The organism is Marinobacter sp. (genome assembly GCF_033722735.1).
Taxonomy (GTDB): Bacteria; Pseudomonadota; Gammaproteobacteria; order Pseudomonadales; family Oleiphilaceae; genus Marinobacter.
The window spans coordinates 341,302-365,759 of record NZ_JAWVYN010000002.1 but is presented as its reverse complement, the minus strand read 5'-3'; the positions used below and the strand labels follow the sequence as shown (position 1 = coordinate 365,759).

General features: G+C 58.1%; 20 protein-coding genes. 7 read left to right on the top strand and 13 right to left on the bottom strand.

Going from position 1 to position 24,458, the window contains the following annotated elements; translation table 11 throughout:
* Positions 1–173 precede the first annotated feature (173 nt).
* The 4 genes from R3175_RS03510 to R3175_RS03495 form a co-directional block, all read right to left on the bottom strand.
* A complete protein-coding gene (locus R3175_RS03510) occupies positions 174–1,352 on the bottom strand; it encodes a low temperature requirement protein A (RefSeq protein ID WP_318942470.1) in 1,179 nt (392 codons plus the stop codon).
* A gap of 153 nt (positions 1,353–1,505) precedes the next feature.
* A complete protein-coding gene (locus R3175_RS03505) occupies positions 1,506–2,600 on the bottom strand; it encodes a lipid A deacylase LpxR family protein (protein WP_413231714.1) in 1,095 nt (364 codons plus the stop codon).
* A 143-nt stretch (positions 2,601–2,743) separates the two neighbouring features.
* Positions 2,744–3,364 (bottom strand): isochorismate family cysteine hydrolase YcaC, encoded by a 621-nt coding sequence (gene ycaC, locus R3175_RS03500; protein ID WP_318942468.1) that lies wholly within the window; start codon positions 3,362–3,364, stop codon positions 2,744–2,746.
* An 85-nt stretch (positions 3,365–3,449) separates the two neighbouring features.
* Positions 3,450–4,319 (bottom strand): pirin family protein, encoded by an 870-nt coding sequence (locus R3175_RS03495; RefSeq protein WP_318942467.1) that lies wholly within the window; start codon positions 4,317–4,319, stop codon positions 3,450–3,452.
* A gap of 125 nt (positions 4,320–4,444) precedes the next feature.
* Between R3175_RS03495 and R3175_RS03490 the strand changes: the two genes are divergently transcribed.
* Positions 4,445–5,374, top strand: a complete 930-nt coding sequence (locus R3175_RS03490) for a LysR substrate-binding domain-containing protein (RefSeq protein WP_318942466.1) — start codon at positions 4,445–4,447, stop codon at positions 5,372–5,374.
* A 127-nt stretch (positions 5,375–5,501) separates the two neighbouring features.
* Here R3175_RS03490 and R3175_RS03485 read toward each other — a convergent pair whose 3' ends face one another.
* Complete coding sequence (locus R3175_RS03485; protein WP_318942465.1) at positions 5,502–5,909, bottom strand: OsmC family protein; 408 nt, start codon at positions 5,907–5,909, stop codon at positions 5,502–5,504.
* A gap of 329 nt (positions 5,910–6,238) precedes the next feature.
* On the opposite strand from R3175_RS03485, the gene R3175_RS03480 reads away from it, so the two are divergent.
* From R3175_RS03480 to R3175_RS03465, 4 genes are all read left to right on the top strand, one after another.
* A complete protein-coding gene (locus tag R3175_RS03480) occupies positions 6,239–7,396 on the top strand; it encodes an alcohol dehydrogenase catalytic domain-containing protein (RefSeq protein WP_318942464.1) in 1,158 nt (385 codons plus the stop codon).
* A gap of 514 nt (positions 7,397–7,910) precedes the next feature.
* Positions 7,911–8,339, top strand: a complete 429-nt coding sequence (locus R3175_RS03475) for a hypothetical protein (protein ID WP_318942463.1) — start codon at positions 7,911–7,913, stop codon at positions 8,337–8,339.
* A 54-nt stretch (positions 8,340–8,393) separates the two neighbouring features.
* Positions 8,394–9,401, top strand: a complete 1,008-nt coding sequence (locus tag R3175_RS03470) for a putative solute-binding protein (RefSeq protein WP_318942462.1) — start codon at positions 8,394–8,396, stop codon at positions 9,399–9,401.
* 439 nt (positions 9,402–9,840) lie between these two features.
* Positions 9,841–10,842, top strand: a complete 1,002-nt coding sequence (locus R3175_RS03465) for an AraC family transcriptional regulator (protein ID WP_318942461.1) — start codon at positions 9,841–9,843, stop codon at positions 10,840–10,842.
* A gap of 412 nt (positions 10,843–11,254) precedes the next feature.
* Here R3175_RS03465 and R3175_RS03460 read toward each other — a convergent pair whose 3' ends face one another.
* The 8 genes from R3175_RS03460 to R3175_RS03425 all read right to left on the bottom strand — a co-directional run bounded on the left by R3175_RS03460 (position 11,255) and on the right by R3175_RS03425 (position 20,917).
* Complete coding sequence (locus R3175_RS03460) at positions 11,255–12,187, bottom strand: NAD-dependent epimerase/dehydratase family protein (protein ID WP_318942460.1); 933 nt, start codon at positions 12,185–12,187, stop codon at positions 11,255–11,257.
* A 106-nt stretch (positions 12,188–12,293) separates the two neighbouring features.
* The gene (locus R3175_RS03455; protein WP_318942459.1) at positions 12,294–12,761 is read right to left on the bottom strand and encodes a MerR family transcriptional regulator; all 468 of its coding nucleotides are present in this window, start codon (positions 12,759–12,761) and stop codon (positions 12,294–12,296) included.
* A 185-nt stretch (positions 12,762–12,946) separates the two neighbouring features.
* On the bottom strand, positions 12,947–14,623 hold the full coding sequence (locus R3175_RS03450; RefSeq protein ID WP_318942458.1) for an AMP-binding protein: 1,677 nt from the start codon (positions 14,621–14,623) through the stop codon (positions 12,947–12,949).
* Between the two features lie 44 nt (positions 14,624–14,667).
* On the bottom strand, positions 14,668–16,107 hold the full coding sequence (locus R3175_RS03445) for a coniferyl aldehyde dehydrogenase (RefSeq protein WP_318942457.1): 1,440 nt from the start codon (positions 16,105–16,107) through the stop codon (positions 14,668–14,670).
* Positions 16,100–17,545: a wax ester/triacylglycerol synthase family O-acyltransferase gene (locus R3175_RS03440; protein WP_318942456.1), complete on the bottom strand. Its 1,446-nt coding sequence runs from the start codon at positions 17,543–17,545 to the stop codon at positions 16,100–16,102. The genes R3175_RS03445 and R3175_RS03440 overlap by 8 nt, the downstream gene beginning before the upstream one ends.
* A gap of 22 nt (positions 17,546–17,567) precedes the next feature.
* Positions 17,568–18,335 carry a lysophospholipid acyltransferase family protein gene (locus R3175_RS03435; RefSeq protein WP_318942455.1) on the bottom strand — a complete coding sequence of 256 codons (768 nt, stop codon included), beginning with the start codon at positions 18,333–18,335 and terminating at the stop codon, positions 17,568–17,570.
* Positions 18,336–18,690: 355 nt separating this feature from the next.
* Positions 18,691–19,719, bottom strand: a complete 1,029-nt coding sequence (locus tag R3175_RS03430) for an AraC family transcriptional regulator (protein WP_318942454.1) — start codon at positions 19,717–19,719, stop codon at positions 18,691–18,693.
* A 169-nt stretch (positions 19,720–19,888) separates the two neighbouring features.
* Positions 19,889–20,917, bottom strand: a complete 1,029-nt coding sequence (locus R3175_RS03425; protein ID WP_318942453.1) for an AraC family transcriptional regulator — start codon at positions 20,915–20,917, stop codon at positions 19,889–19,891.
* A gap of 109 nt (positions 20,918–21,026) precedes the next feature.
* On the opposite strand from R3175_RS03425, the gene R3175_RS03420 reads away from it, so the two are divergent.
* Together R3175_RS03420 and R3175_RS03415 are read left to right on the top strand one after the other, a co-directional pair.
* The gene (locus R3175_RS03420; RefSeq protein WP_318942452.1) at positions 21,027–22,994 is read left to right on the top strand and encodes a fatty acid desaturase; all 1,968 of its coding nucleotides are present in this window, start codon (positions 21,027–21,029) and stop codon (positions 22,992–22,994) included.
* Positions 22,995–23,038: 44 nt separating this feature from the next.
* On the top strand, positions 23,039–24,268 hold the full coding sequence (locus tag R3175_RS03415; protein WP_318942451.1) for an iron-containing alcohol dehydrogenase: 1,230 nt from the start codon (positions 23,039–23,041) through the stop codon (positions 24,266–24,268).
* Positions 24,269–24,458: the final 190 nt, after the last annotated feature.

The following is a 24,458-nucleotide window of genomic DNA, read 5'->3' as shown; positions in this document are numbered from 1 at the left end:
TCCGGTTGATGTGAGGGTGAGGGCGGGTATTGATGCCCTCACCGGGGGAGGCATTGATCAGACGAATGGCGCCACGGCCGATTGAGTCATGGCACCTCTGTTCGAGTCGTTGATCACCAACACTCATAATTGGATTCCCTGGTGTGTGTTTCGATGGCCGACCGTCTCCGTGTTCAGCGAGTGTCGGTCCGCAGCACCGCAATGGTTTCCCAGGTCCCCACAAGCACTAGAATGGTGGTGGTCAGCACGGCCAATAGCGCCGGCGAGATAAACGATGCAAGCGGAATCAGGAGCGCCAGCAACACCAGGCCGATGTAGTGCGATCGGGGGTGGCTGTTAAAAATCAGCCTCTTGAACAGGATGTTTCCGAACAGATACAGGGCCGGTCCTGCGATGGAGGCTACCAGCGTTGTGATGCCGACGCGGCCGGTAGCGTGAGCCAGAATGAATTCATCGGCTGCTGCCACGACAACGATGCCGGCAATGATCAGGAAATGCACATAGGTATAGACCAGTCGGCCGAGGTGGCCGCTCTGCTCACTGCCGGTAATGCGCTCGCTGGCCCGCTCCGCGGTCAGGCTGAAGTAAATCCACCACATGGCCACGGTGGCGACGAAGGCGCTGATGAAGGCCAGGACGGTCGCGGTATTCCAGGGGATATGCGAAAAGGTATTGCCCGTCACCAGCAACGATTCGCCCAGCGCGATGATGATTAATAGCCCACAACGTTCCGCCATGTGAGCGCCGGATATCTCCCATGTCCGGCTGTCGGAACGCCCAATGCCGGGTACATGGAAGGACAGAGATGCTGAGAGGTATTCGATACCCAGCGCCAGTGTCCACAGGAGGGTACGGGACCAGCCCTCCTGCAGGGCGCCGGCGATCCAGAACAAGGCAGCGAAGCCGAACCATAAGGCCATCCGCAGGAAATCGTTATGCAAACCTGGGTTTGCCTTGCGACTGGCAAGGCACATGAAAACGGTACGGCCAAGTTGCAAGGCGATATAGGCGCAGGCGAACAGCAGGCCGTGCTGCTCAAACGCCTTGGGTATGGCGATCGCCACCGCCATGCCCAGTAACATCAATGTAAACAGCAGCAGACGAACCGGCACGGCTTCCGGATCCAGCCAGTTGGTCACCCAGGTCGTGAACACCCAGGCCCACCAGACCGCGAGTAAGATCAGCAGCGACTGGAAGACGCCGTAAGGGGTGAAGTGGGTGATCAGAAAGTGGGCGCTCTGGGTAATGGCGTAAACAAACACCAGGTCAAAGAAAAGCTCGGAAAATGCGACCTTGTGTTCGTTATGCCCCCCTTTCACCCTGAATAGAGAGTGGGATCGGTTTGCCAACATGTATTCCTCGGGCTGTCAAAGTTTGCAGGTTGCGGCGGGATCGCAAGCATGGCGATGCCGATGTCGTTGTGTTTTGCTCGGTTGAATCAGAGTTGTTAGCTGGATTGCACTGGTACAACGTTTCAGGGCGACATTGAGCCCTGGCGCAGGCCACTAGTATGAGTACCGTATCCCAATGCGCCCATAGGTCTGCACACTCCGGTTCTCCGGATTCTCCCAGGGTACCGTTGTCTTGGTTACAGCAAAGCTGGCGCTCCAGTTGCCCGTGCGGGCATTGATTCCCAGGTACAGGCGGCCAATTCCGGGGTCGTAATCCACGGACATGCTCTCCTTGAAGGTGTTTCCGTCCCAGAAAATCGCGTTGCCAATGAGAGATCCATTGACCAGTGCGAATAGCCAGACCCCGGTGTGGGTGCCGTACGAGGTGTAAGGGCGAGACCCAATGGACTCTTCGCCGAAGAATTGCGGGGGTATGCCATAGTCATCCGGTACGCCCCAGCCAAAACGAGCCCCAACACCGGTGGTCACCATGGACATCAGATTGCCGAGCATGCCTCCGGCCTGGCCTATGACATCGCCACCCCAGCCACGGGTGCTGCCAAAGCTCCACAGTCGCCTTCTGTATTCGTAGGCCACGTTCAGCAAGATTTCGTCGCCAATCTGGTTGTCCCAACCATGAACGCGGTCCACCTTGATGAGGCGGTGAAACTCGTTTTGCACGGCCTCACCGCGGGCGCTGGGGCCGGCGATACCGTAGTAGAGGGTGAACGCGTCCATGGATATGGCGTCCTGGGCGCCGGCCGTTAGCGATGCGAAGAGCAGGCCGCTGTATGGCATATCGTTTTCGATGGGTTCGCTCGTTTCCGTATCGCTGGGGGTAAAGATGCGGTGTGACAGGCTGTGGCTGATAAACCGTTGACGGTCTTTGCGATTGATTCTCGGTAAATGGCCCAGTGCGGAGCCAACGAAACCGGGAACCGGGCCCTCCTCAAAGCTCTTCAGGTAACCCGACACCCAGCCTAGCTGAAGGCCATTGGTATAGTGGTCATCGGACTGCGCAAAGGTGTCGTTATCGACGGCCAAGAACCAGGCGCCATTCACAGACTCTGCCGATGCCCCCCACGACCACGACAACAAGAGCGTGATTAACAGAATGCTGACAGAGGGCTGGACCGGGCTCCTGGTGGAGTTGGGTGCTTTAGCGTGGATGGCGGGTTCATTAGCCGGTTGCTTCGAAAATAACGTCATTTCTTGCCGTTCTTTCTCAATGTTCCAACATCGCCGATCGGCTTAGCGCCAACGATGGTGAAATAACGGTTTTCAAGCCAGGGTCAAGGTCGGCAGAAGACCATACCCACGGTCCTTGTGGGTATGGAGCGCTTACGCCGTGCTTAGCCTTTCTGAGAGCTGTAGCTCTGCATCAGGTTGGCGTAGTGGGGCAGATGCTTGGCCAGGATGCCGCCAAACCCTTCGATGTCATTGCGCCAGTCGCGGTGCAACTCGCAGCCCACGCTGAACCAGTTCATCAGCTGGGCGCCGGCCTGCTCCATACGGCTCCAGGCCGCGTCGCGGGTGGTCTGGTTGAAGGTACCGGAGGCATCGGTCACTACAAAGACTTCGAAACCCTCTTCGAGCGCGGACAGGGTCGGGAAGGCAACACAGACGTCGGTCACCACACCGGCGATTAGCAGCTGTTTCTTGCCAGTGGCTTTGACCGCCTTGACGAAATCTTCGTTGTCCCAACAGTTGATCTGACCGGGGCGGGCGAAGTAGGGGGCGTCCGGGAATGCCTCTTTCAGTTCCGGCACCATCGGGCCATTGGGGCCGTCCTCGAAGCTGGTGGTCAGAATTGTAGGAATATCAAAGAACTTGGCGATGTCGGCCAGGGCCAACACGTTGTTCTTGAAGTCATCCGGGCTGAAATCGCGGACCAGGGACAGCAGGCCGGACTGGTGGTCCACCATCAGCAGTGCGACATCGTCTTTATCCAGTCGGTTGTATTTGAATGACATGACGTATCTCCCTTTGTATTTCGTTGTTGGCTTCCGGCACGGTGGCCGGGATCGGGCGTTCAGGAAGGCGGTAGTCGCCGTCCTGTCAGCCCCTCAGGATGCCGAACTTTCCATTCTGGAAGTCGACGATTGCTTGCCGGATTTCCTCCGGCGAATTCATTACGAAGGGGCCATGGCCGACGACAGGTTCATCAATGGGTTCCCCTGTCAGAATCAGAAGCCGTGCTTCGTTATTGGCTTTCACGTGTACGTCCTTGCCTTGCCGGGCGAAGCTGGCCAGTTCAGCTTCACGAAGTATCTCGGAGGCATTGACCTGAACGGTACCGCCGAGCACGGCGAGCAGGGTGGTATGCCCCTCCGGCGCAGGGAGTGTTACCTCGCTGCCTGGTTCCAGTTTCAGGTCCCAGACATTGATTGGCGTAAAGGTCCGGGCAGGGCCCCGATGCCCCAGGTATTCCCCTGCAATCACCCGCAATCTGGAATTCGGACTGTCCAGTGAAACGCTGGGGATGTCCTTGCCCAGAAGGGTCTGATAGGCGGCGGGGGTTTCCTTGTCTTTGGCGGGCAAGTTGACCCAGAGTTGAACCATTTCCAACGGTCCACCGTTATGTGTGAAGGCGGGCGAATGGAATTCCTCATGGACAATGCCGGAACCGGCGGTCATCCATTGCACATCCCCCTCGCCAATCAGGCCGCCGCTGCCGGTGGAATCCCGGTGTTCGAGTTCACCCTGATAAACGAGCGTTACTGTCTCAAAACCCTTGTGGGGGTGTTGCCCAACACCGCGGCGGTGGCGGGCTGGAGGAAACTCGGTAGGCCCGGCGTAATCGAGCAGCAGGAAGGGGCTGATACTATTCGCCCCCATCCGGTCATAGGAAAAAAGCGAGCGGACCGGAAAGCCATCGCCAACCCAGTGGCCGCGGGGCGGGCTATAGGTAGCCAGAATTCTCTTCAAGACCTGCCTCCAGGCTGAATGAATCAGCACAGCAGTTAGTGGATGTTCCAAGGATAGGTAGTCCCGCCTGGCATGTGTAGATGGCAAAACTTATACTCTCTGTTCCATAAATAGGACGACGAATAATGCAGGATCTCAACGATCTCTATTACTTTGTACAGGTAGTCGACCACGGTGGATTCGCACCTGCGGGACGGGCATTGGGGGTGCCGAAATCCAAATTGAGCCGTCGCGTTGCCGTGCTGGAAGACCGCTTGGATACGCGGCTGATCAACCGGTCTACCCGGCGCTTTACCGTCACGGAGTTGGGCCTGGAGTATTACCGCCATTGCGTTGCCATGCTGGTGGAGGCCGAAGCGGCGCAGGAGGTGATCGACCGGTCGCGGGCTGAGCCGAGGGGGGTGGTACGACTGAGTTGTCCGCCCGGGCTGATCTACTTCCACGTGGGTCAACTGCTGGTGCGTTTCATGGCCAAATACCCTGAGGTTAAGGTTGAAATCGATGCCACCAGTCGCCGGGTGGATGTTATAAAGGAAGGCTTCGACCTGGCGTTACGGGTTCGTTTCCCTCCCTTGGAAGACAGCGGACTTGCGATGAAGGTGTTATCCAAAAGTCCCCAGCGCCTGATGGCGTCCAGGGACTTTTTTGATCACCGGGCAAGGCCCGAGAGTCCGGATGCATTGGCAAGCTTACCCACTTTGGACTTCGAGCAGCCGGAGAGTAAGCACGTATGGTGTCTGGACGGGCCAGAGGGCGCTGTGGCGCAGGTGCATCACTCCCCAAGACTCGTGACTGATGACGTCTTTACCCTCAGGCAGGCGGCGCTGGAAGGGCTGGGCGTAGTGCGCATGCCCTTGATTGTGGGCGGCCGAGACCTGTTGGAAGGTCGCTTGATTGATGTCTTGCCGGGCTGGCAGCCTCGCGGAGGCATTCTCCATGCGGTATTTCCGTCCCGCCGAGGTTTGCTGCCAGCCGTTCGCGCTTTGTTGGATTTCCTGGGGGAATCCATGGATGAGGTGGACTTTTCTTTTCCTGACGCAACGGCTTTGGCGTAGGAGGCCAGGGCGCACCTTGTCGGATATCAGATCGAATCCGCCCTCCGTTAAGAGACCAACGATCAAGAGAGGGGCTTGAGTGGTCGTCACTTGCTTGCTCTATCGGTGGTTTGTTTGGCGAGCGAGGCTACTCTGCAAGCTTGCACGATGAGGTGATCACCGTCGTTACCGAGGTCATCAGTTTGTGCAGCGGGCATTTCTCGGCCACTTTTTCCAGTCGGCTTCTCTGGGATTCCTCCAGGGCCCCTTTCAATTCCAGCTCCACCTGCAGCCGATAAGTACCCGACGCCTCTTCGCTACTGTCCCTGACAATGCCAACGTCGATCCCTTCAAGCGGGATGTTCGCCCGTTCGGCATACATCATTAATGTGATGGCCTTGCAGGCGGCGAGGGACGCATCGTAGAGGTCATGGGGGTTGGGCGCGGAATCCGAATCGATGTGGTCAACGCGGGCATCGGCAAACAGCGTGTGCCGGTCGATGGTGATGCGTTGGCGGTACTGGCCTTCTTCCGTCTGGGTTAAAAATACGCTCATAAAAGGTCTCCTGGTACAGCGTTAATTGGATTGGGCGGGTTGGTAGATAAGGGGTGTTGTCAGGTTGTGTTTAGGCCCGCACTTTGAAGATAGGGCATGCCAAGGAAGTTTAGTAGATACTAAATTTCAAACTTAGAGTCCTATGGGTAGGACGCAGGTGTCAGCGTCAGCCCGATTCCGACATTGAATGGCGCAGGTAGTTCGAGGGTTGCTCACTCGAACCCGGTAAGGGATGCCCGTGGAACGGGCGAGATTCACTGAGGTTTGCTACGGTCAAGGAATAGCGCGGTGTGATAACTCTCCATCACTGCGACTGGAGGTTCCCAAAGATGAGCAAGCACGCAGTTCCGGACACAATGAAAGCGATGGTGTTGACCGGTCACGGTGACGTGGACAAGCTGGTGTACCGGGATGATGTGCCTACCCCCAAGCCCGGGCGAGGTGAAGTCCTGGTCAAGGTGACGGCAACGGCCAAGAACAATACCGACCGAAAGGCCCGTGAGGGCCTGTACCCGACCAAGGACAAAGGGGAGGTGACGTCCTTCGCCATGGGCGGCAAGCCCACGCTGACGTTTCCGCGCATCCAGGGTGCCGACATTGTGGGGAATGTGGTTGCCGTCGGCGAGGGCGTCGATGAGTCCCGAATCGGCGAGCGGGGCCTGCTTGACTTCAATATCTATGCGGACCAGCGTCGGGACATCAACCTGACCCCTGACTACTACGGCCACGGTGCCGATGGCGGATTCGCCGAATACGTCGCCGTGCCTTCCGATCAGTTTCACCACGTGCCCAAGCCGGATCTGGCCGACGCCGAACTGGCGGCCATGGGGATGTGTTCGTACCAAACCGCCTATCACATGATGACCTCTGCGCGCATCAAGGCGGGGGAGCGAGTGCTGGTAACCGGTGCCAGCGGCGGCGTTGGCACGGCATTGATCCAGCTTTGCCGAATCGTGGGCGCTATCCCGTATGCCTTGAGTCAACCAGGCAAGGCCGATGCCTTGAAAGCCCTGGGCGCCGAAGCTGTACTGGACCGTTCCGACATGAGCCAGTTCGAGGAAAGGGTCAAGGCCGTCACCGGTGGAGCCCCGCTGGATGCAGTGATGGATCTCGCCGGTGGCGAGATGACCGACCGGTTCATCGATGCCATGATCTTCGACATGAACTCACGCAGCGACTACCCCAGACTCAGTATCGCGGGCGCCAGTGCCGGCAACGTCTCGGAGATTATGTGGACCCGGATTTATCTGTACCAGGTGCAAATCTTCGGCGTCTCCCACGGCACCCGCGAAGAAGCGGAGCAACTGGTGGCGTGGATCCGCAGCGGTCAGCTCAAGCCGGTGCTACACGCGGCCTTCAAGCTGTCGGATCTGCATGAGGCGGAACGCTACTTCGTCAATCGGGGCAGCGGTTACCTGGGCAAGATCGTGATCGTGCCGGATTCGGAGTGGGCTGAGCATGGTCAGGTATTTGCCTTGCCGTCTTAGATCGCCGCTAAATGTCTGGGTCGCAAGGGCGTGGCCCCATGAAAAGGACCGCAACACCTCGAATTCAGCGCCTGGCTGGGCGTGCAGAGCCTCCGCACGTGTTAGGCCTATCTGTAGGGCCCGGGCGTTACCGCAAAGTCCCTTCTGGATTGTGAATGCCTCTGCGCCAGAGGTGATCGGGAGTTAATCAGAGCCTCCCCTTGTTCCCCATCAAGTATCAGCGTGAGTACGGATGCCGGGGGGCGGCGCTCTGTTACTTAATGCCATTGTTCCGGCCGGCTTGTTATTTGGCAATAAATGACTTCGAGATGACACCGCATGACCTACCTGCCGCTCCCGGACTTGGCCAAGATCGAACCGGATGCAGCAAGAGGCCTGGTTGCCGATTTCTTAACGGCTAGGTGGGTAACTACTCATCCTGATATTCACTAAAGCGTGAGCCATAGAAATGAACCTAGTTTTATTGACCAAGCCTGATTGTGGTTGGCCTCGCCCTTTATGGATAGAGGTTTTGATGAATGGCGATGATATGGGGTTAGTTGAACAGTTATCAAATAACACGGCCAATGGCGGTTGTACTGAGTCAATCATCGATGTCCGCGGTGGTTGGCAGCCCAGGGGAGAGTTTAACAGCGGTAAGCTCCAGGCTGTCTGTGCTCGGCATAAGATCAACTTTAGGCTCGTTGCCAAAAATTCCGACAGTCCGGTGTATTCCAAAGGTATATGCACACTGGTTCTTGGTGAGTTGTTTCGAAAAACAAAACCAGGAAACAGGGTTTTCTTTGCGGATGACCAGGCGGTTTTAATGGCCATTTATTACACCACGCGCACCCGTTACGTTGATGATCAGAGGCGGGCTTGGAGGCGGCATGCGTGTTCAGCGATTGCTAAACGATCATTCAACCTTACGACTGGGGATTGGCAGGTGGGTACAACGCTGTGACTCCATCACCATTAATAACTTCAAATTAGACGATTAAAGAAACAGGAGAAAACAATGCGTAAGGCTTTAACGGCTTTTGCTTTGGCGCTCAGCGCACCAGTGGCTGCGGCAAACACGGTTTCGGTGTGTGTCTTTGATGTGATTGGCGCTAATGGCGATGTGTTTAACCTGATGAAGGACTACGCGCTGGATGTGAAGTCCATTGGCATAGACCTGAACCTGAAACCCTATACCGATGAGAGCGTGGCAATTGGTGACTTCAATGCCGGCCAATGCGATGCGGTTGCCGCAACAGATCTTAGGATTCGCCCCTACAATCGGTTTACCGGATCGGTGAGTGCAGTTGGGGCTTTGCCGACTTACGACGACCTCAAGACCTTGCTGGCAACATTGGCTCAGGACAAAGCCGCACCCCTGATGAAATCGGATGGCTATGAAGTGTTGGGGATCCTTCCGATCGGTGCCGGGTACCTGTTCACCAGCGATCGGTCCATTGACTCAGCTGCCGAGTTAGCCGGCAAACGCATGGCGACGTTGGACTACCAGAAAGATGCCATTCATATGGTTAATTATGTGAAGGCCACAGTGGTCCCCTCAGATATTACTAATTTCGCTGGCAAGTTCAATAATGGATCTGTGGATACGGCCTATGCTCCCGCGTTTGCCTATGAGGCCCTTGAGCTCTACAAGGGCCTGGATCCAGACGGCGGTATTGTGAACTATACGTTGGCCCAGTTGACCGTGCAGATCATTGTTCGCGATGAATTGATTGAGGATGACATCGCGCAGCAAGCCCGACAAATCGCCTGGTCAATGTTCCCGCAAACGATGGATCTGGTTGCGCAGCAGGAAAGTGCTATCCCTAACGACAAGTGGATCGAGATCTCTGCCGAAGACAAAGAGGGTTACCAGGAGATGTTCCGGCAAAACCGGATTGAAATGCGGGATGGTAGCAATGGTGCCCCTACTGTCTATGACCCTCGCATGCTGACGCTGATGGCAAACATACGGTGTTCCAGCAATCCCGGCGCTTCAGAGTGTACCGCTTCGGATCGCGAATAACGCTTCCTGAGCTTGGTTGTTGAGTCCTCCGGCTTCCCGTGCGCAAAAGCGTGCGGGTTTTTTGCGTTTTACCTGCACCCAAGTGTTTTGGGCAGGTAAGTTCCTTCTGCACATGAACAATACTTTGCCCTATCACTGAGTGAGGGCGATTGTCATGCCTCTTCCAGCCTTCTTCCGTTTCTTCCTGCATTACCGAAGATCGCCCGGATCTCGGTCGGAAAATCGGGCGCAAAAGTGTCGTCCAGCAAAGGAAATTTCGCCCCTTGGGGTGTACAATTGTACCAGAAGCCTTGAGCCCCGAGGTTAGCTGTGTGAGGAGGCATGGGCCCAAAACGTAGTGATGTATCAATTCCGCTGTCTGGTGTGATTTGATGGCGGAGCCTGTACGGCGGGTTTTATGACCTAAAACCATTGCAAGTAAGACAATAATAAACAGGTTATGAACTATCCATTACTCTCAAGTTGCTACTTTAATCACTTCTTGCGTTACGGGGGCGAACAGGGCGTCGACTTGAACGGAGACTTGACTCCCTACGATATCGGCTCCGGCGAATCGTCTACTACATTCACGGAATTGCAGCACCTGATCAGACGGCTTCTGAAAAGTGGTTGTCCACCATACATGGGGCTTGAGGTTGGAGCCGACATCAAGGTGTCCAGTCACGGAACTCTCGGGTTTGCGTTGTCTAACGCCAAGAATCTGGATCAATGTCTCGACTTCCTGTGCAACTACTACCGAACCAGGGCGCAAATCCTTGATATCGAGTATCAAAAAGGCGAAAGGGATGCGTTTATCGTAGTGCGACCGGATGTGGAATGGGGCGATGTTGAGCTGGTCACCTACGAAACAATCATGGCGCTGCTTTACAATATTCTAAGCTTCGCGATCGGCAAAAAGGTGCAGCGCTGTGTACTGGAGTTCCCCTACCGGAAACCGGCCTGGGAAGTGCTTTACCACAAACACCTTCCAGGCTCTCACGTTTTCGGCAGTCCGCATGCTCGAATCAGGATTCCGCTGGAACTGGTTGCGATGCCTTGCGTTGCATCCGATCCGGTGTTTGCCAATGTGGCCATTGGCCAGTTGGACCTTCAGCTTTCCCAGATTCTCCAGCAACAACCTCTTTCCACGAAGATCAAAAAGCTGGTCGAGAAGACCGGGAACTACGGGCTCTCGCTGGAAGAGGCCGCCAACGCGTTGTTCTTATCGAAGAGTACGCTGATCAGAAAGCTCAACATGGAAGGACAGACTTTCAGGGCGTTGATCGAAGGCTTAAAGAAGAATCAGGCCGCCTATTTGCTCACCAAGACGACCTACAAGCTCGAAGTCGTATCGGTGAAGCTGGGCTACGATGAAGTGGCGAATTTCAATCGTGCCTTCAAACGTTGGTTCCGGTGTACGCCGGGACGCTTTCGGGACAACGGTAGAAGGGGAGCAGACTAGGGTTCCCGAAGGCCAGGAACCTAAGCCTGTTTATCATGATTTCCTGCTATTGCTCTGAAATTAAAACTGATTCGTAATGGTTGTTTCAGCTTTTAAACCAGGTCATGAATGAATACACCCGCCCGGCTGAGCCGCGCAGTTCAGCACCATCGAATAACCCTTGATGTGCTGGGTGGCCTGTTATGCGTAGTGTCCCGTGTTTCCAGGAATCGGCGCCACGGCGATAAGGCTCAAGACCGGACCTGTCAGTGTGAGTCGACTATAACCTTTAAGCCAATTCCGACCATCAACGCATATGCGCCGAAGCCGCTGGCGTCGAGGTTGCCTTCAGATTAGCTGCCGAAAAGATCGGCCGGGGACCCGCCAATTTTGTGTGATGGCTAGACCTGGAAGTTAGGATTGCCCAGAAAAGTTAGCGATCTGCCTGTTCATCCCGAATGGCGGCCAGACCTTCCCGGTAGGTGGTTACCTTGAAGTCCGGAAACCGGGACTTGAACTTGTCTGAGATAAAGAGGTTGTCCGCCGTGTAGCGCGGCCAGAGCTCTTCCGTCTCCCGGATAATCTTGTTAGCACGTGAAACCAGCCAGAGTTGCCAACGCTTGAGCACCTTGTAATCGCCCGCAACGCCGAATACCTCTGCCGCCAGTTTGACGAATTCTTTGTAAGTGAGGCGATTGTCATCGCAGGGTAGGTGCCAGGTCTGGCCATAGGCGTCCGGCGTGTTACCGAGTTGGGCCATGGCACGGCTCGCATCCGGGGTGAAGATCAGCGATCTCAGGGTGTCGTCACGCAGGAACACCTTGGCCGGCTTGCCGGCAAGCAGATTGTCGATCACTGTGGCGTTGGTGATGCTTTGGGTTTTTCCCGGCCCGTAAAATTCCGGGGCCCGGCAAATAACCGCTTCAACACGGCCTTGCTCCATGGCCTCCAGCAGCATCTGGGTGATCTCGGCGCGGGCCTGGCCCTTGGGGCCGTTGGGTGTAAATGGCGCGTTCTCGAGTTGCGGCTGGTTGGTCTGGGGGTACATATAGGTATTGTCGAAATACACCAGCTTGGCACCCTGGGCTGCGCAGGCATCGATGACGTTTTGCATCATAACCGGCCAGCGCTCCACCCACATCTGACTGTCGATGGGTAAGCCGGCGGTCATATAGACAATCTCTGAGCCTTCAACGGCTTGCAGGGTTTGGGAGGCGTCCATCAGGTCAGCGCTGACCAGTTCGTCAGAATCGTTGATCTTCTCTGGGTTGCGGCTCACCAGGCGAATGTCGCTGGTGAAGTCCCGATTCAGGGTTAGGGCCAGCTCGCCCCCTATCTGTCCGCTCGCTCCCAATATCGTTTGCATGCACTCTTGCTCCCAGATAAGCCTCATTAGTGTGGGGGATCTTAAGATTGAAGTTGGCTTTAAGGTCAACTCCGTGCCGGTCTTCTGCTTTAGTGGTCGCAGAAATCTAGGCCAGGCTGCCCTTGGCAGTCCCTTCATTGCTTTGGTCATCTGGGCCAGAAGAGTCTGGTTCGCCCAGGCCGAACTGGGACAAAACCCGTTTGGCATTGGTGGCACAGTCCATATCGTCCGGTTTCGACTCGATTTCTGTAAGGAGCTCAAGCAGCTTCGTCTTGCTATCGGCAAGCTGTTCCTGCAGGGCTTCAATGTCCTGTACTTTACGTTGGAGGGTTTCCACCAGTGAGGTGTGCTCCCATTGGTTGAGATCGGAAGGCAGCAACGTGCGCAGTTCGTCCAGACTGAAACCGGCGCCTTGTGCGGTGGTGATCAGATCAAGCACCACCAGCGCCTCGGGAGGATAGCTTCGGTAGCCATTGGGGGTTCTTTTCACCGTCTTCAAGAGGCCAATTTTCTCGTAGAAACGGATGCGTGAGGGGGCGAGGCCCGAGCGTTTTGCCAGCTCTCCGATCCTCATGGTCTTGAGCCCTTATCGTCAGCATTAAACCTAACTTTAATACCGGGGAACTGCAGAGCCAAACTTTCAGTTGGCAGTCTTGATGTGCAGATAATGAGCCACAACGATTTCCCTGATTGAGGGCAGTCCAGTTTCACCTTCGGGAGCAAGCAGAGCTGGCCCCGCTTTGGGCGGGGCACTGACCCTTACTCCCAGATTAAAGTCTCGCCGGCGGTAAACCAGTCATCGATGTAATGGGCATAGCGTTCTTCAATCATGTTGCGGCGGATTTTCATGGTTGGTGTCAACATGGCGTTCTCGATGGTCCAGGGGATCTTCACGATAACGGCGAAGGCCAGGCGCTCATGGGGATCAAGGGTCGCATTCACCCTCGCAAGCTGGCTCTCGACCTCCGCTGCCAGCGAAGACCGACCTTCCTCCGTGGTCAATGCCTTGCCGGCCGCGGGGCTCGGCATCATCAGGGCGAAGGGCTGTGGCTGGTTGGCGCCACTGACGCAGACAGCCTCGATCTGCGGGTGTCCCAGCCTGCTTTCAATGGGTACAGGGGCCACGTACTTGCCCTTGCTGGTCTTGAAGATTTCCTTCAGGCGACCGGTGATCCGCAAGCGTCCAGCGTCGTCAATTTCGCCGAGGTCTCCGGTGCGGAACCAGCCATCTGCCGTGAACGCTGCTTCCGTCTTCGCGCCGTCCTTGTAGTAGCCCAGCATGGCGCCGGGACTCTTGATCTGTACTTCACCGGTCTCGGCGATGCGCCGTTCCACACCGGGTGCGGGGTGGCCTACGTACCCGACACGGGAATGACCCGGCAGAGACAGGTGCGAATAGGAGAAATCCTCGGACATCGCATACCCTTCCAGCAGCTCCAGGCCCAGGTTCCGGTACCACTCCATCACCGCGGGTGAGAGCGGTGCCGATCCGGTGAGGGCAATGCGGGTGTCTTGCAGGCCCAATTGGGTCAGGACCTGTTTACGAGTGATCTCTGCCGTTTGCTCGCTGCTCAGCAACTGATCAAGTTTCGCTTGGGGAACTCCGGCCAAGACGGCCTGCTGAAATTTAACCCACAAACGCGGTACCGACAGGAAAATCGTGGGTTGTGCCCGCTTCAGGTCGTCGGCGAACGTAGAAACCCCCTCGCTGAAAAAAACCTTAAAGCCATGACGTAGCGAAGACGCTTCCACCGCGGCAGCCTCGAACACGTGTGCCAGGGGCAGGTAGGAAATCATGCGGTCCCTGGGGCCGACGTCGCCGAGGTTTGTGAGCAGGGTGCTGGAAGCCGAAATGGCACAGAAGGGCACCATCACGCCTTTGGGCAACCCGGTGCTCCCCGAGGTGTACACCAGTCGTGCCAGCGCCTCCGGTCGGCAGGTGGCCGGGGTAGTGAGTGGCGCACTCTGCCGGGCAGCTTCTTCCCAGTGGTGATGTTCCGCTGGCAGATCTCGGGTGGGGGCGCCCGGAAAAAGTAGGGTCTCCAGGTCCCGGGGCACACCGGAGCGCATGCCGGGCCAGTCGTCCAGGGGACCCAGAAACAGCAGCCGGGACTCGCTGTGCTCCAGGATGTAGGCCAGCGTATCAGGGTTGAGGGAAGGATAGATGGGCACACTCACGTGCCCCGCCATCCAAATCGCCAGATCCGCCATGATGTAATGGGCACAGTTGCGCGACAGCAACGCAATCCGGCTGCCGACAGGCAGGCCCAGGCTGGCGAGATAGCCCGCCATACGGCGCACCTGGGAGGCCACCTCCTGCCAACTGTATTCGGTCACCTCACCATCCCGGGGCTGAGTGAGGTAAATGGCGTCAGGCTGTTTAGCCTCCCAGTGCAGGAGCCCTTCGACCGGGCTCCAGGAATCAAAGTGGTTCATGATATTTTCCTTGGGTCCATAAATGATTGTGTCAACCGGGGTGATTAGCTTTTGAACCAGGTCATGAGGGCGTATACCCGCTCGGCAAACCGGCCGTAGGGCGGCTGGAGGAGTGTCATGAAGCTGAAGGCTGCTTGGTGAAACACTGGACGCATTTTGGAGAAGGTGCGGAAGCCTTCCTCGCCGTGGTATTGCCCCATGCCGCTGGCACCAACGCCGCCGAAGGGGAGATCGTGTTGCGCGGCGTGATACAGTGCATCGTTGACCGACACGCCGCCTGACATGATGTGTTCGAGGTAGTGCTCCACCAGGGCCCGGTCGTTCGAGAACGGATAGAATGCCAGTGGCCGATCCCGTGACTGCACGTATTCGATCACCTCGGCTGGGGAGTTGTAGGTCATTACCATCAAGATGGGGCCAAAGGTTTCCCGCGCACGGATCATCATGTCCTCGGTGGTGTCCAGCACCAAATGCAGGGGCAACTTGCGCGTGGTCGAATCCGGCTGCTGTTGGTCGCAGAGGTTAATAACCTTACCCCCCTTGGCGCGGGCATCCTGCAGCGTGGCCTGCAGCCGTTGGAAGGAGCGGTCATCGATGATGGCGGTGTAGTCTTCACTGTGAATATCCGGCAAGTGCGCCTGCGTCCAACGCCGGGCCTCGGCAATGAATTCCTCGAGCTGGTCCTGATGCACGAACAGATAATCGACGTTGACGCAGATTTGCCCCGCGTTGAATTGCTTGGCAAACAGAATTCGGTCGACCGCCTTGGCCATCGGGTAGCCCGGGTCGATGACGGCCGGGGATTTACCGCCAAGCTCCAGCACAACCGGCGTCAGGTTTTCGGCGGCCGAGGCCATCACTTTTCTTCCGGTGGCCCCGGAGCCGGTGAAGAACAGCAGGTCGAAGGGGATCTTCGAGAACTGGATGCCGACCTCCCCGGTTTCCTCGAAAAACGCCAGCTTCTCCGGCGGGAAATAGTCACCGCTGATGCGCATCAGCAGGCGGCTGAGGGCCCGGGAATTTTCCGACATCTTCACCATGGCCCGGTTGCCCGCGGCAAAGGCGGCGGTCAGCGGACCGAAGCTCAGGAAAGCCGGAAAGTTCCATGGAACGATGATGCCCACGCAGCCGAGGGGTTGAGGAATGACACGGTTTTTCGCGCCGGCATACACGGTCCAGTCGGTGTGCCGTTTCTGTGTGCGCGCCCATTTCTTCACGTTGCCAATGGCGTCGTTGATACCGTCGGTCACGGAGATGATATCGGCAAACAGGGTCTCGTACCGGGAGCGGCTACCGAAGTCCTCATTGATGGCGGTAATGATTGCTTCCCGGTGATCGTTGATCATGGCTTTGAGCTGTCGCAGGTCCTCGCGACGCCGGTCGACGTCCGGAATCGGGTCACGCAAGCAGGCTTCCCGTTGCCGTGCATGGCATTCGTGAAGCATTGATTCGGCCTCCGGGAACTTCAAAACGGCGCTATCCATGAGTTTCTCCTTGTACTTGTTGGTCGTGTGGGCGGGTTGTGTTCGTCAACTGCGCAGCGTCCTCCAGTTCGGTCAACGCCTCTGCGGCGTACACCGCCAGCCGTTGCAAATGGGGCAGCGTTTCCCGGCTGCCGGTAAACCCGACGGAAAGCTGGCCGTCATAGCCGATGCAGGTGATGTTGAGGCTCTGGCCCTGGATCGGAATCGAGATCGGATACATCGCCTCCATGCGCGCCTCTCCCAGGTACAGAGGCCGGTCCGGACCGGGTACGTTTGAGATCACCACGTTCATGGGCGGCTTGACTCGGGCTCCTCGTCCGCTGAGCAGTACGGCCATCGGGGGGAGCATGGTCATCATGGTGAAATTCATTCGGGCCGGCCCGGGAATGCCTTGCAAGTGATCCTTGCTGGCGGCCATGGAGTGATGGACCGCGTCCAGCCGATCCAGGGGGTCCGCCTTATCCGTTCCGAGTACCGACCAGAAGAACCCCAGGGCGTTGCCGGAATCCGGGTTGAGTGTATTGGCCCGCAGGCTAACCGGCACGCCGGCAATCAGGGTTGACTCCGGCAGCTTCCCGCCCTCTAACAGATACCGCCGCAAGGTCGTGCCGCATATCGCCAGGAAAACGTCGTTGACCGAGGTGTTGGTGCTCCGGGCCACGGCCTTGATCCGCCCCAGGTCCAGGCGCTGGGTTGCCACCCGTCGAGCCGTGGTGACGGGACCGTTCAGGATGCACGCCGGTGCTTCGAAGGGAATGCGAACCGGCTCGTTACCCGCTTTGCGCTTGAGCAACGGCGCGATTGCCGAACCAAGGGAACGCAACTGCCCCCGGATGGACAGCTCCTGACTCCCATCGGCCACAGCGTCCCCGTTCGGCGGCGTTTTAGGGCGTCGCCGCTGGGGGGCGTCCGCCCAAGGCGCAACCCAGTTGTCAGGGCCTGGTTCATTGCCCAGGCATCGGCACATCATGTGCGCGCCGCGCACGCCATCGGTCAATGAGTGGTGGATCTTGGTGTAGATGGCAAACCGGTTGTTCTCCAGTCCCTCGATGACGTGGCAGGTCCACAAAGGCCGGGAGCGATCCAGAATGACGCTGTGCAGGTGGGAGACCAACTCGCCGAGCTCCCGTTCACCACCGGGCGATGGCAGGCAGGTATGACGGACATGGTAATCCATGTCGATGTGCGTGGCCTCCGCCATTGCCGGCGCCAGGGATCCCAATGGCACGTTCGCCAGTTGAAGGCTCCAGGGGTGTGCGATCTTGCCCGGGGATCTCAGGGTTGCCACTACCGACTTGATAAAATCGGTGGGCGCCGTCTCCGGGAGTTGGAAAATCTGCAGGCTGGCCACGTGCATCGGCGTGTCCCGGGTTTCAATCTGCAGGAAGATGGCATCGAGCACCGACAGACGCCGGGGCCTTGCGTTTGAAGTGTTCATGAGCGCTCCTATGACGTCAGGGTCAGCCGATCAAGGGCCAGCGACGTTGTTGGGCCAGTCGCTGAACGCCATCGCCGATGCTCTGTACAACCTGGTCGTAGATTCGGTTTACATAGTCATCGTCCTCGACACGGGCCGGGTCGGTGTCAACATGGATGGGGTCCAGGAACTCATTGGTGATCTTTGCGGGTAAGGGAAGGTGGCTGGGCAGCAGCTCCGGCCAGATGCCAAAGGGTAGGCCCGCGACTATTGGGGCCATTTCCGCCCGAAGAAACTTCTTGAAGCCCAGGGCCTTGGCTAGCTGGCGGCCCTCCGACAGCACGAGGACGGTTTCGGCTCCACCGACCGTTGCCACTGGGACGATGGGCACCCCAGATCGAATGGCCTGCTTTACGAAGCCCCGGCGGCCATTGAACTCGACCTCGTGACGCCGGTTGTAGCTGCGCATGGCGTCAACCTCGCCGCCGGGCCAGACCGCGACGCTGTGGCCGGCGGCCAGGGCATCGCCAACCGACTTGCGTGAGGCTGGAATGACGCCCACGTTTCGGAACAACCGGCCCAGCCCGGGGAAGGCCATCAGCACATCGTGGGCGGTGCCGTGCAGGGTGCGCTCGGAACCGAAGCGTCGGTACCAGTCCAGTACCAGGGTCCAGGCATCCATGGTCAACCAGGTTCCGGCGTGAATGCCGATCACCAGGCAGGGGCCCTCCGGTAGCCGTTCCCAGCCGGTCGTGGTGCAGCGAAAGTAGCGGTCCAGAAGGAAGTCGAAATAGGCCTTGCGCCTGTTCATGTAATCCGGGTTTGGGCCCTGGAGCGAGGCATCGGACATTGCCTGCCGACTGATGGTCCTGCAAATCGGGTTGGTCGTTGAACCGTTCCCGGACGGCACCGCCGTATTGGAACTTTGGGTGGTCATTTGGGTGGAACCTCGCGCTTGATGAATGGGCAGCTCAAATCCGGGGAACAAGGTATCCCGGTTGGGCGGCAATCATCAGGACACAAACGGCCAACCGCTTTACACTTGCGGACACGGGCCAATGTGAGCGGCGGGGCGAAAGGCGCTCTGTTGCCCGGGCGCGGGCCGGCTGCCGGTTAATAGAAAGGGGAGCGCCGGTGACAGGCATGACCGGGCGTGTGTAATGGCCTCAGGCCGGTCCGGTGGGTAACTGATGGGTCTTTCGGTATTCGCCGGGTGAAATGGCTTGCCAGCGTCGGAATGCACGGGTGAAACTGGCGGCGTCCGAATAGCCAAGATGAAAGGCCAGCTCCTCGACCTTCATGCGGGTGGTCGCCAGTAGCTTGCAGGCCATCTGCTGACGAACCTCGTCGCCCAGCTCCCGGAAACTGGTGCCCTCGGCGTCCAGCCGGCGTCGTAAACTGCGGGTGGATATGCCCAGCTGTTTGGCCACTTCCTCGGTGGATTTGAGAAAGCCTGCCTTGCCTAGCAGGATGTTGCGCACCTGATCGGAAAAATCGCTGACCTGACGCTGCTTGAGCAGTTCACGGCATTGCGCCTCCAATTGCCGAACAAAGTGTTCACTGTAGTTCGGCACAGGTTCCATGGCATCCCTCAGGGGCACGACGATTCGGTTCCGGCGGGCCCGGAAATGGACCGGCACACCGGCGATTTCCTCGATCCGCCCGGCATGTTTGGGGGGCGGGCCAACAAACTCCAGTCGGGTCACGGCCCGGGATGCCAGGTTGATTTCCCTGAGAATGTTAACGCCCGTCGCGATATCTCGCTCAAGCAAAAACCGGCGAAGATGCCTGGGAATATTCGAGGGATCGAACTCCACCACGAACTCCTCTCCCAGTACCCTGGAGCAGATGCGGCAATAGGCCGTACTCAAGGGCAGGTAGCGAATGGCCAGGTTCACCGCCTCCTGAAGGTTTCGCGAGGTGGTGAGGACGAATCCCCACACACCGAATGCGGAAACACGGTACTGCGCGCCCAGTTCGAAGCCCAGGGCAGGGACCTCGGTTAGCAGCCGGGTCAGGTTTTCGATCAGGCGCATTTCCTGTTCCCGGGTGATCAGGGCATAACAGTTTTTGAGGGTCTGCGGGGTGATGCCGGTGTTTGCCAGGCAGGATGCCGCCGGTACGCCGTGGGTGGTGGCGTAGTTGACCATGATCTGGGCAATGGCGGGGCTGTGCGATACTTCTGCCGCGCTCATAGGGCGTTGCCCCGGCGGGCCACTCGGCTCCGTCGTTGCCGGCAAGTAAGGTGTATAAGGTAAGGGTGCTGGGGACCGGACATGGGTGTTTCGTGTTCAGCTTGTTGTAATTGGATAACCGAAGGATAGTGTAAACCGCTGTCAAAGCGAAATATGAAAAGGGCCGGCATCACATTCGACGGTAGGTGCCAGGGCTCACCCCGAACCAGCGCTTGAAGGCCCGGCAGAAATTGGCGGGCTCCCGATAACCCAGCAAATCGGATATATCCAGCACGCTGTAGCGCGCGTCGATAAGCAGTTGTTTAGCGAAGTGACGGCGCTCCTCTTCCAGAATTGTTTTGTAGGGCATACCAGCTTCCTTCAACTGCCGGATAAGGGTCCGTTCGGAGACGTGGAGCCGGTCGCAAAGCTCTTGCAGCTCAGGCGGTGGTAACGGCGCCGAGGCCCCACCAATCACCTGTTCAAAGTGGTCGCGCAGGTGTTGCCGGACCATCAGGTCCACTCGGCCTTGCGCAGCCTCTGCGTCGCGAAGCTGCCGGCACTTGTTGATGTTGAGTTCGTAGGAGCCCTTGTCATAGAGGGGTGAACGTAGCGACCACAGGGATTTGGGCACGACCAGCTTGTTGGCGTCGGCGCCAAAGCGCAGTTCCGAATCGTAAACCTGGTTCATCAGGGGCTGGCGGTCCGCCGCCGCGGCTTCAAAATGGATGCGGGTGCGGCCCCTGGCTGGGCTGCCGATGATCTGGGCGATGAGCACCTCCATGCCCCGCACGAGAATTTCAAAGAAAGGGGACTTGAAGGCATCGTCCCCCGTGGTGTCGTGAATAACCAGCTCCATTTCGTTGTCCAGGTCCCGGATTTCGCCTCGGTAGGCCTGTGCCCGCAATTGCTCCCACTCCACAAACGTTGCCAGTGCCTTGCCCAGCGTGGGAGCACTGAGGCTGGCATAGCTGACCGGGCCGTGGGTGGCGACGCCCAGGTGCCCTCCCAGCAGCGCAGGCCATAACGGCGTGTGACTGTGCCGAACCAGGTTGGCCACGATCTTGCGCACGGTAGGCAAGCCTGTCGACGAGGAGTGCTCCAGGTCGAACGATGTCACTCCGGTCCCTTCCAGTACCCGGTCGGGGGGCGCAAAGTTCAGGCTCAGCGCGATCAGGACATAGGCGGAATTGATTTGGGGAAGGGTCGGTATAGGCATCACAGCGACTCGAATGACAGTTAATGACAATAATAATGTCTGTACATGAAAATCGCGAACGCCAACGTTGGGTTTACTCTGGCTCTATCTCACAAAGGGGGTGAACACAATGACTACAATCGCATCAGCTTCCCGTAACCGCCCAGAGGGTGACTGGCAAAATTCGCTGCCGGAGATTGCCTGGGGCACCTTGTGTCTGTTTGTGGGGATTGTGGTGGCCTACGCCATTACAATCACCGCGGCGGTCACCGGTCCAATGCCTTACGCCGTGGCCAGCCTGGTGTGCGGATTCCTGGCGTTCGCCAGTTTCACTGTCGTACACGAAGCTGGTCATGGCAACATCTTCCAGTTGGGTTCGCCGCTCAAGCGCCTGGAGCCCGTGCTTGGCTGGGTCGCCTCGGTACCGTTATTGCTGGTGCCCTATCGCATGTTTCAGCGGATTCACGATCGCCACCACGCGTTCACCAATGACCCGGATCGGGACCCGGACTATTGCGGGGGCGAGCGGAACTGGCTACAACTGGTGGCCACCGCCTATGGCATTCCTATCAAGTATCATCTGATGGTGTTTGGTCGGCTGCGGCATATACCGATTTTTCGGAAAACCTACACCAGTAGCCTGGTTTATCTGACGCTGGTTCCCGGTGGTCTAATCCTGCTGGGGCTGGCCGGGTTTGGCGTGGAGGTAATAGCCTTCGCCGTCGTCCCCAACCTGATTGCAGTCGTCCTGCTGGTGGCGTTTTTTGATTACATCCCCCACTTCCCCCACAAAGCGCTGGGCCGCTACCAGAACACCCGGATCTTTGAGAGCAGGTGGCTGAACCTGTTGCTGCTGGGGCAGAACTATCACCTGATCCATCACATGTATCCGAGGGTTCCCTGGTACCTCTATCAGACGGTCTATCGTCGGATTCGGCCAGACCTGGAGGCCAATGCAGCGCCGATCGAGCAGTTTGGATCGAACTCCGGGGCCGGATTTATGAGATCGCCGAATGCCCAGGGGCTGCCGGGAACCGGCAAAACCTTTCACCGGCTCCTGACCGTATCTGCGAAGGAACAGCTGACCCCTGACGCCGTTGCCGTTAGCTTCGACACGCCGGATAGCACGGAACCGCTTTACCAGGCCGGTCAGTACGTGATGGTCAGCAAGTGGCTGAACGGGGAGCAGCAAACCCGTTGCTATTCCTTGTGCCGCAGCCCCCGCAAGGGGGAGCTCACCATTGGGGTGAAGCGGGTAGAGGGCGGGCTAATGTCCGGCTTCATTCACCGGGACCTGAAGGTGGGGGATGAGCTGATCGTCCAGGGGCCATTTGGTGACTTCATCTATCCGCCCGCGCACCAACAGCCAGTGGAGCACCTGGTCCTGGTAGCCGGAGGCAGTGGCATCACACCGGTTAAGGCTATCGCGGAAGCGGCGTTGGAGAAACGCGGTGTAGACCAGGTTCAGTTAATTTACGCCTGTCGTGATGCCCGCAGCATCATGTTCAAGGAAGAGCTGGAACAGCTCCAGGCCCAGTACACGAACCGCTTTAAGCTGGCATTCGTGCTGGAACAGGCAGGAGAGAGTGCCTACATGGTTCAGGGCCGCCTGGATGCGGGGTTGTTGGAGACACTGCTGGAGGATCTGACCCTCGGCGCCATCGATTCCCAAATCGCCCAGTCTGACTTCTATATCTGTGGTCCGGCAGGCTTGAAGGACGTGGTGGTCAATGGCCTGCAGGCGCTGGGAGCGCAACCGGCCCGGGTTCATGTCGAGCAGTTCGTTGCGGCAGTGACCGAGCCGGAAGGACCGCAATTCCCCGTGGAAATCTGCCTGGCGGACGGCCAGAGCCAGACCCTTGAGGTCGCCGCCAACCAGACCGTGCTGGAGGTCGCCAGGGCCCAGGGGGTTGCCATTCCCCATGCCTGCGGCGCAGGCACCTGTGGCACCTGCAAGGTGAAGGTGGATGAGGGGAAGGTTGGTGAGATCTCGGGCGATGTCCCCGGCATCCTGGCCAGTGAACAGGCAGCCGGGTACACCCTTGCCTGCCAGTGCCGTCCCCAGGGGGCCGTTCGCTTATCGGTCGGTGGTGCGTAACAACCGCACCGATCACAACAAACAATCAACTTATAGGACGATCCATGATTACGCTGATAAAAACCGGTTTCTATCGCTCGCTGGCAAACGCATTGAAGGTCTCGGTACGTTTTCTGCCTATCCGCAATCCAACTTTGTTCTCCGGCCAGAATGCGTCACTGGAGCTCTGTGATTTCATCGGCCAGATGGGTCACCGTGAGCTCCTGCTCGTCACCGATAGGGTGTTGGTAGAGCTTGGCATTGTGAATGCCATGGTCGAACGTCTCAGGGAACAGGGGGTCAATGTCACTTTGTTCGACGGCGTATCCCCGGACCCTACCAGTGCCCAGGTGGATGCCGGTGTTGCCCTGGCCAGGTCCCATCACTGTGATTGTGTGATGGCGGTCGGCGGCGGCTCTCCCATCGATGCGGCCAAGGCCATCAGCGCCTGCCTGCCCAATGCCAAATCCCCCCGGCAACTGTCCGGGTTCTTCAAGGTCAAGGTGCCGCCGTTACCCTTGTATGCCGTACCCACCACGGCAGGGACCGGCTCTGAAGCGACGATCGCCGCTGTGATCTCCGACGCCAGAAGCCACAAAAAACAGCTAATGATCGATACGAAACTGGTCCCCAAGGCGGCAGCACTGGACGGTCGCCTCATGCTGGGGTTGCCATCGGCGATTACTGCGGCGACCGGTATGGACGCGCTGACCCATGCCATTGAAGCCTACATCTCCAGGAACGCTACCAAGGAAACCGATGAACTGGCGCTGATGGCGGCCAAACTGCTGTTCGACAACCTGGAGGAGGCAGTGGCAAACGGTCAGAACCTGAAGGCCCGCCAGAGCCTGGCCATGGCCTCTTACTATGCCGGTGCAGCGTTCACCAAGGCCGGGGTGGGCTACGTGCATGCCATTTCCCATAACGTGGGCGCTGCCTATGGCATAGCCCACGGCGTTGCCAACGCAATGATTCTGCCCAGGGTGCTCCAGTTCTCCCTGTCAAAGGCCAGTCCGCGAATGGCAGAAATGGCGCGGTACTGTGGTCTGGCTCAAGAGGCCGATAGCCAGAACAAGGCGGCGGAAAGCTTGATCGACGCAGTGAGGGGGATGCTGGACCGCTTCGAGATGCCGTACCATCTGACGCCATTGCGGGAGGAGGATATCCCGGCTCTGGCTAATGGGGCGCTGAAGGAGGCGCACTACAGCTTCTATGCGGTGCCGAAGTACCTGGACCAGGGAGGCTGTGAAAGCTTGATTAAAGACCTGCTGCCGGTGGGTCAGGCATCGTGTTAGGTTTTCTACACTGGTGACAGCTGATATCAAGTCAACAGCCTGACCAACAAGGCCAGGCTGTTGAAGAAACTGGAGCAAGGCGCAGCAGGCCCTGGCTGGCAGCTCTGCTGTTATTCCGGCAACGGTATGAATTCGTCTTCGTCACCTAGAACAACCGGAAAACGGCCACTTTTCCAATCCCTCCTGGCTT

Excerpts from the sequence above, each read along its gene's own strand:
- R3175_RS03425 (WP_318942453.1), bottom strand. The coding sequence starts at position 20,917 with ATGCCTATACCGACCCTTCCCCAAATCAATTCCGCCTATGTCCTGATC.
- R3175_RS03490 (WP_318942466.1), top strand. The coding sequence starts at position 4,445 with ATGCAGGATCTCAACGATCTCTATTACTTTGTACAGGTAGTCGACCAC.
- R3175_RS03430 (WP_318942454.1), bottom strand. The coding sequence starts at position 19,719 with ATGAGCGCGGCAGAAGTATCGCACAGCCCCGCCATTGCCCAGATCATG.
- R3175_RS03510 (WP_318942470.1), bottom strand. The coding sequence starts at position 1,352 with ATGTTGGCAAACCGATCCCACTCTCTATTCAGGGTGAAAGGGGGGCAT.
- R3175_RS03415 (WP_318942451.1), top strand. The coding sequence starts at position 23,039 with ATGATTACGCTGATAAAAACCGGTTTCTATCGCTCGCTGGCAAACGCA.
- R3175_RS03450 (WP_318942458.1), bottom strand. The coding sequence starts at position 14,623 with ATGAACCACTTTGATTCCTGGAGCCCGGTCGAAGGGCTCCTGCACTGG.
- R3175_RS03505 (WP_413231714.1), bottom strand. The coding sequence starts at position 2,600 with ATGACGTTATTTTCGAAGCAACCGGCTAATGAACCCGCCATCCACGCT.
- R3175_RS03455 (WP_318942459.1), bottom strand. The coding sequence starts at position 12,761 with ATGAGGATCGGAGAGCTGGCAAAACGCTCGGGCCTCGCCCCCTCACGC.
- R3175_RS03475 (WP_318942463.1), top strand. The coding sequence starts at position 7,911 with ATGAATGGCGATGATATGGGGTTAGTTGAACAGTTATCAAATAACACG.
- R3175_RS03420 (WP_318942452.1), top strand. The coding sequence starts at position 21,027 with ATGACTACAATCGCATCAGCTTCCCGTAACCGCCCAGAGGGTGACTGG.
- R3175_RS03465 (WP_318942461.1), top strand. The coding sequence starts at position 9,841 with ATGAACTATCCATTACTCTCAAGTTGCTACTTTAATCACTTCTTGCGT.
- R3175_RS03440 (WP_318942456.1), bottom strand. The coding sequence starts at position 17,545 with ATGAACACTTCAAACGCAAGGCCCCGGCGTCTGTCGGTGCTCGATGCC.
- R3175_RS03445 (WP_318942457.1), bottom strand. The coding sequence starts at position 16,107 with ATGGATAGCGCCGTTTTGAAGTTCCCGGAGGCCGAATCAATGCTTCAC.
- ycaC (WP_318942468.1), bottom strand. The coding sequence starts at position 3,364 with ATGTCATTCAAATACAACCGACTGGATAAAGACGATGTCGCACTGCTG.
- R3175_RS03435 (WP_318942455.1), bottom strand. The coding sequence starts at position 18,335 with ATGAACAGGCGCAAGGCCTATTTCGACTTCCTTCTGGACCGCTACTTT.
- R3175_RS03485 (WP_318942465.1), bottom strand. The coding sequence starts at position 5,909 with ATGAGCGTATTTTTAACCCAGACGGAAGAAGGCCAGTACCGCCAACGC.
- R3175_RS03460 (WP_318942460.1), bottom strand. The coding sequence starts at position 12,187 with ATGCAAACGATATTGGGAGCGAGCGGACAGATAGGGGGCGAGCTGGCC.
- R3175_RS03470 (WP_318942462.1), top strand. The coding sequence starts at position 8,394 with ATGCGTAAGGCTTTAACGGCTTTTGCTTTGGCGCTCAGCGCACCAGTG.
- R3175_RS03480 (WP_318942464.1), top strand. The coding sequence starts at position 6,239 with ATGAGCAAGCACGCAGTTCCGGACACAATGAAAGCGATGGTGTTGACC.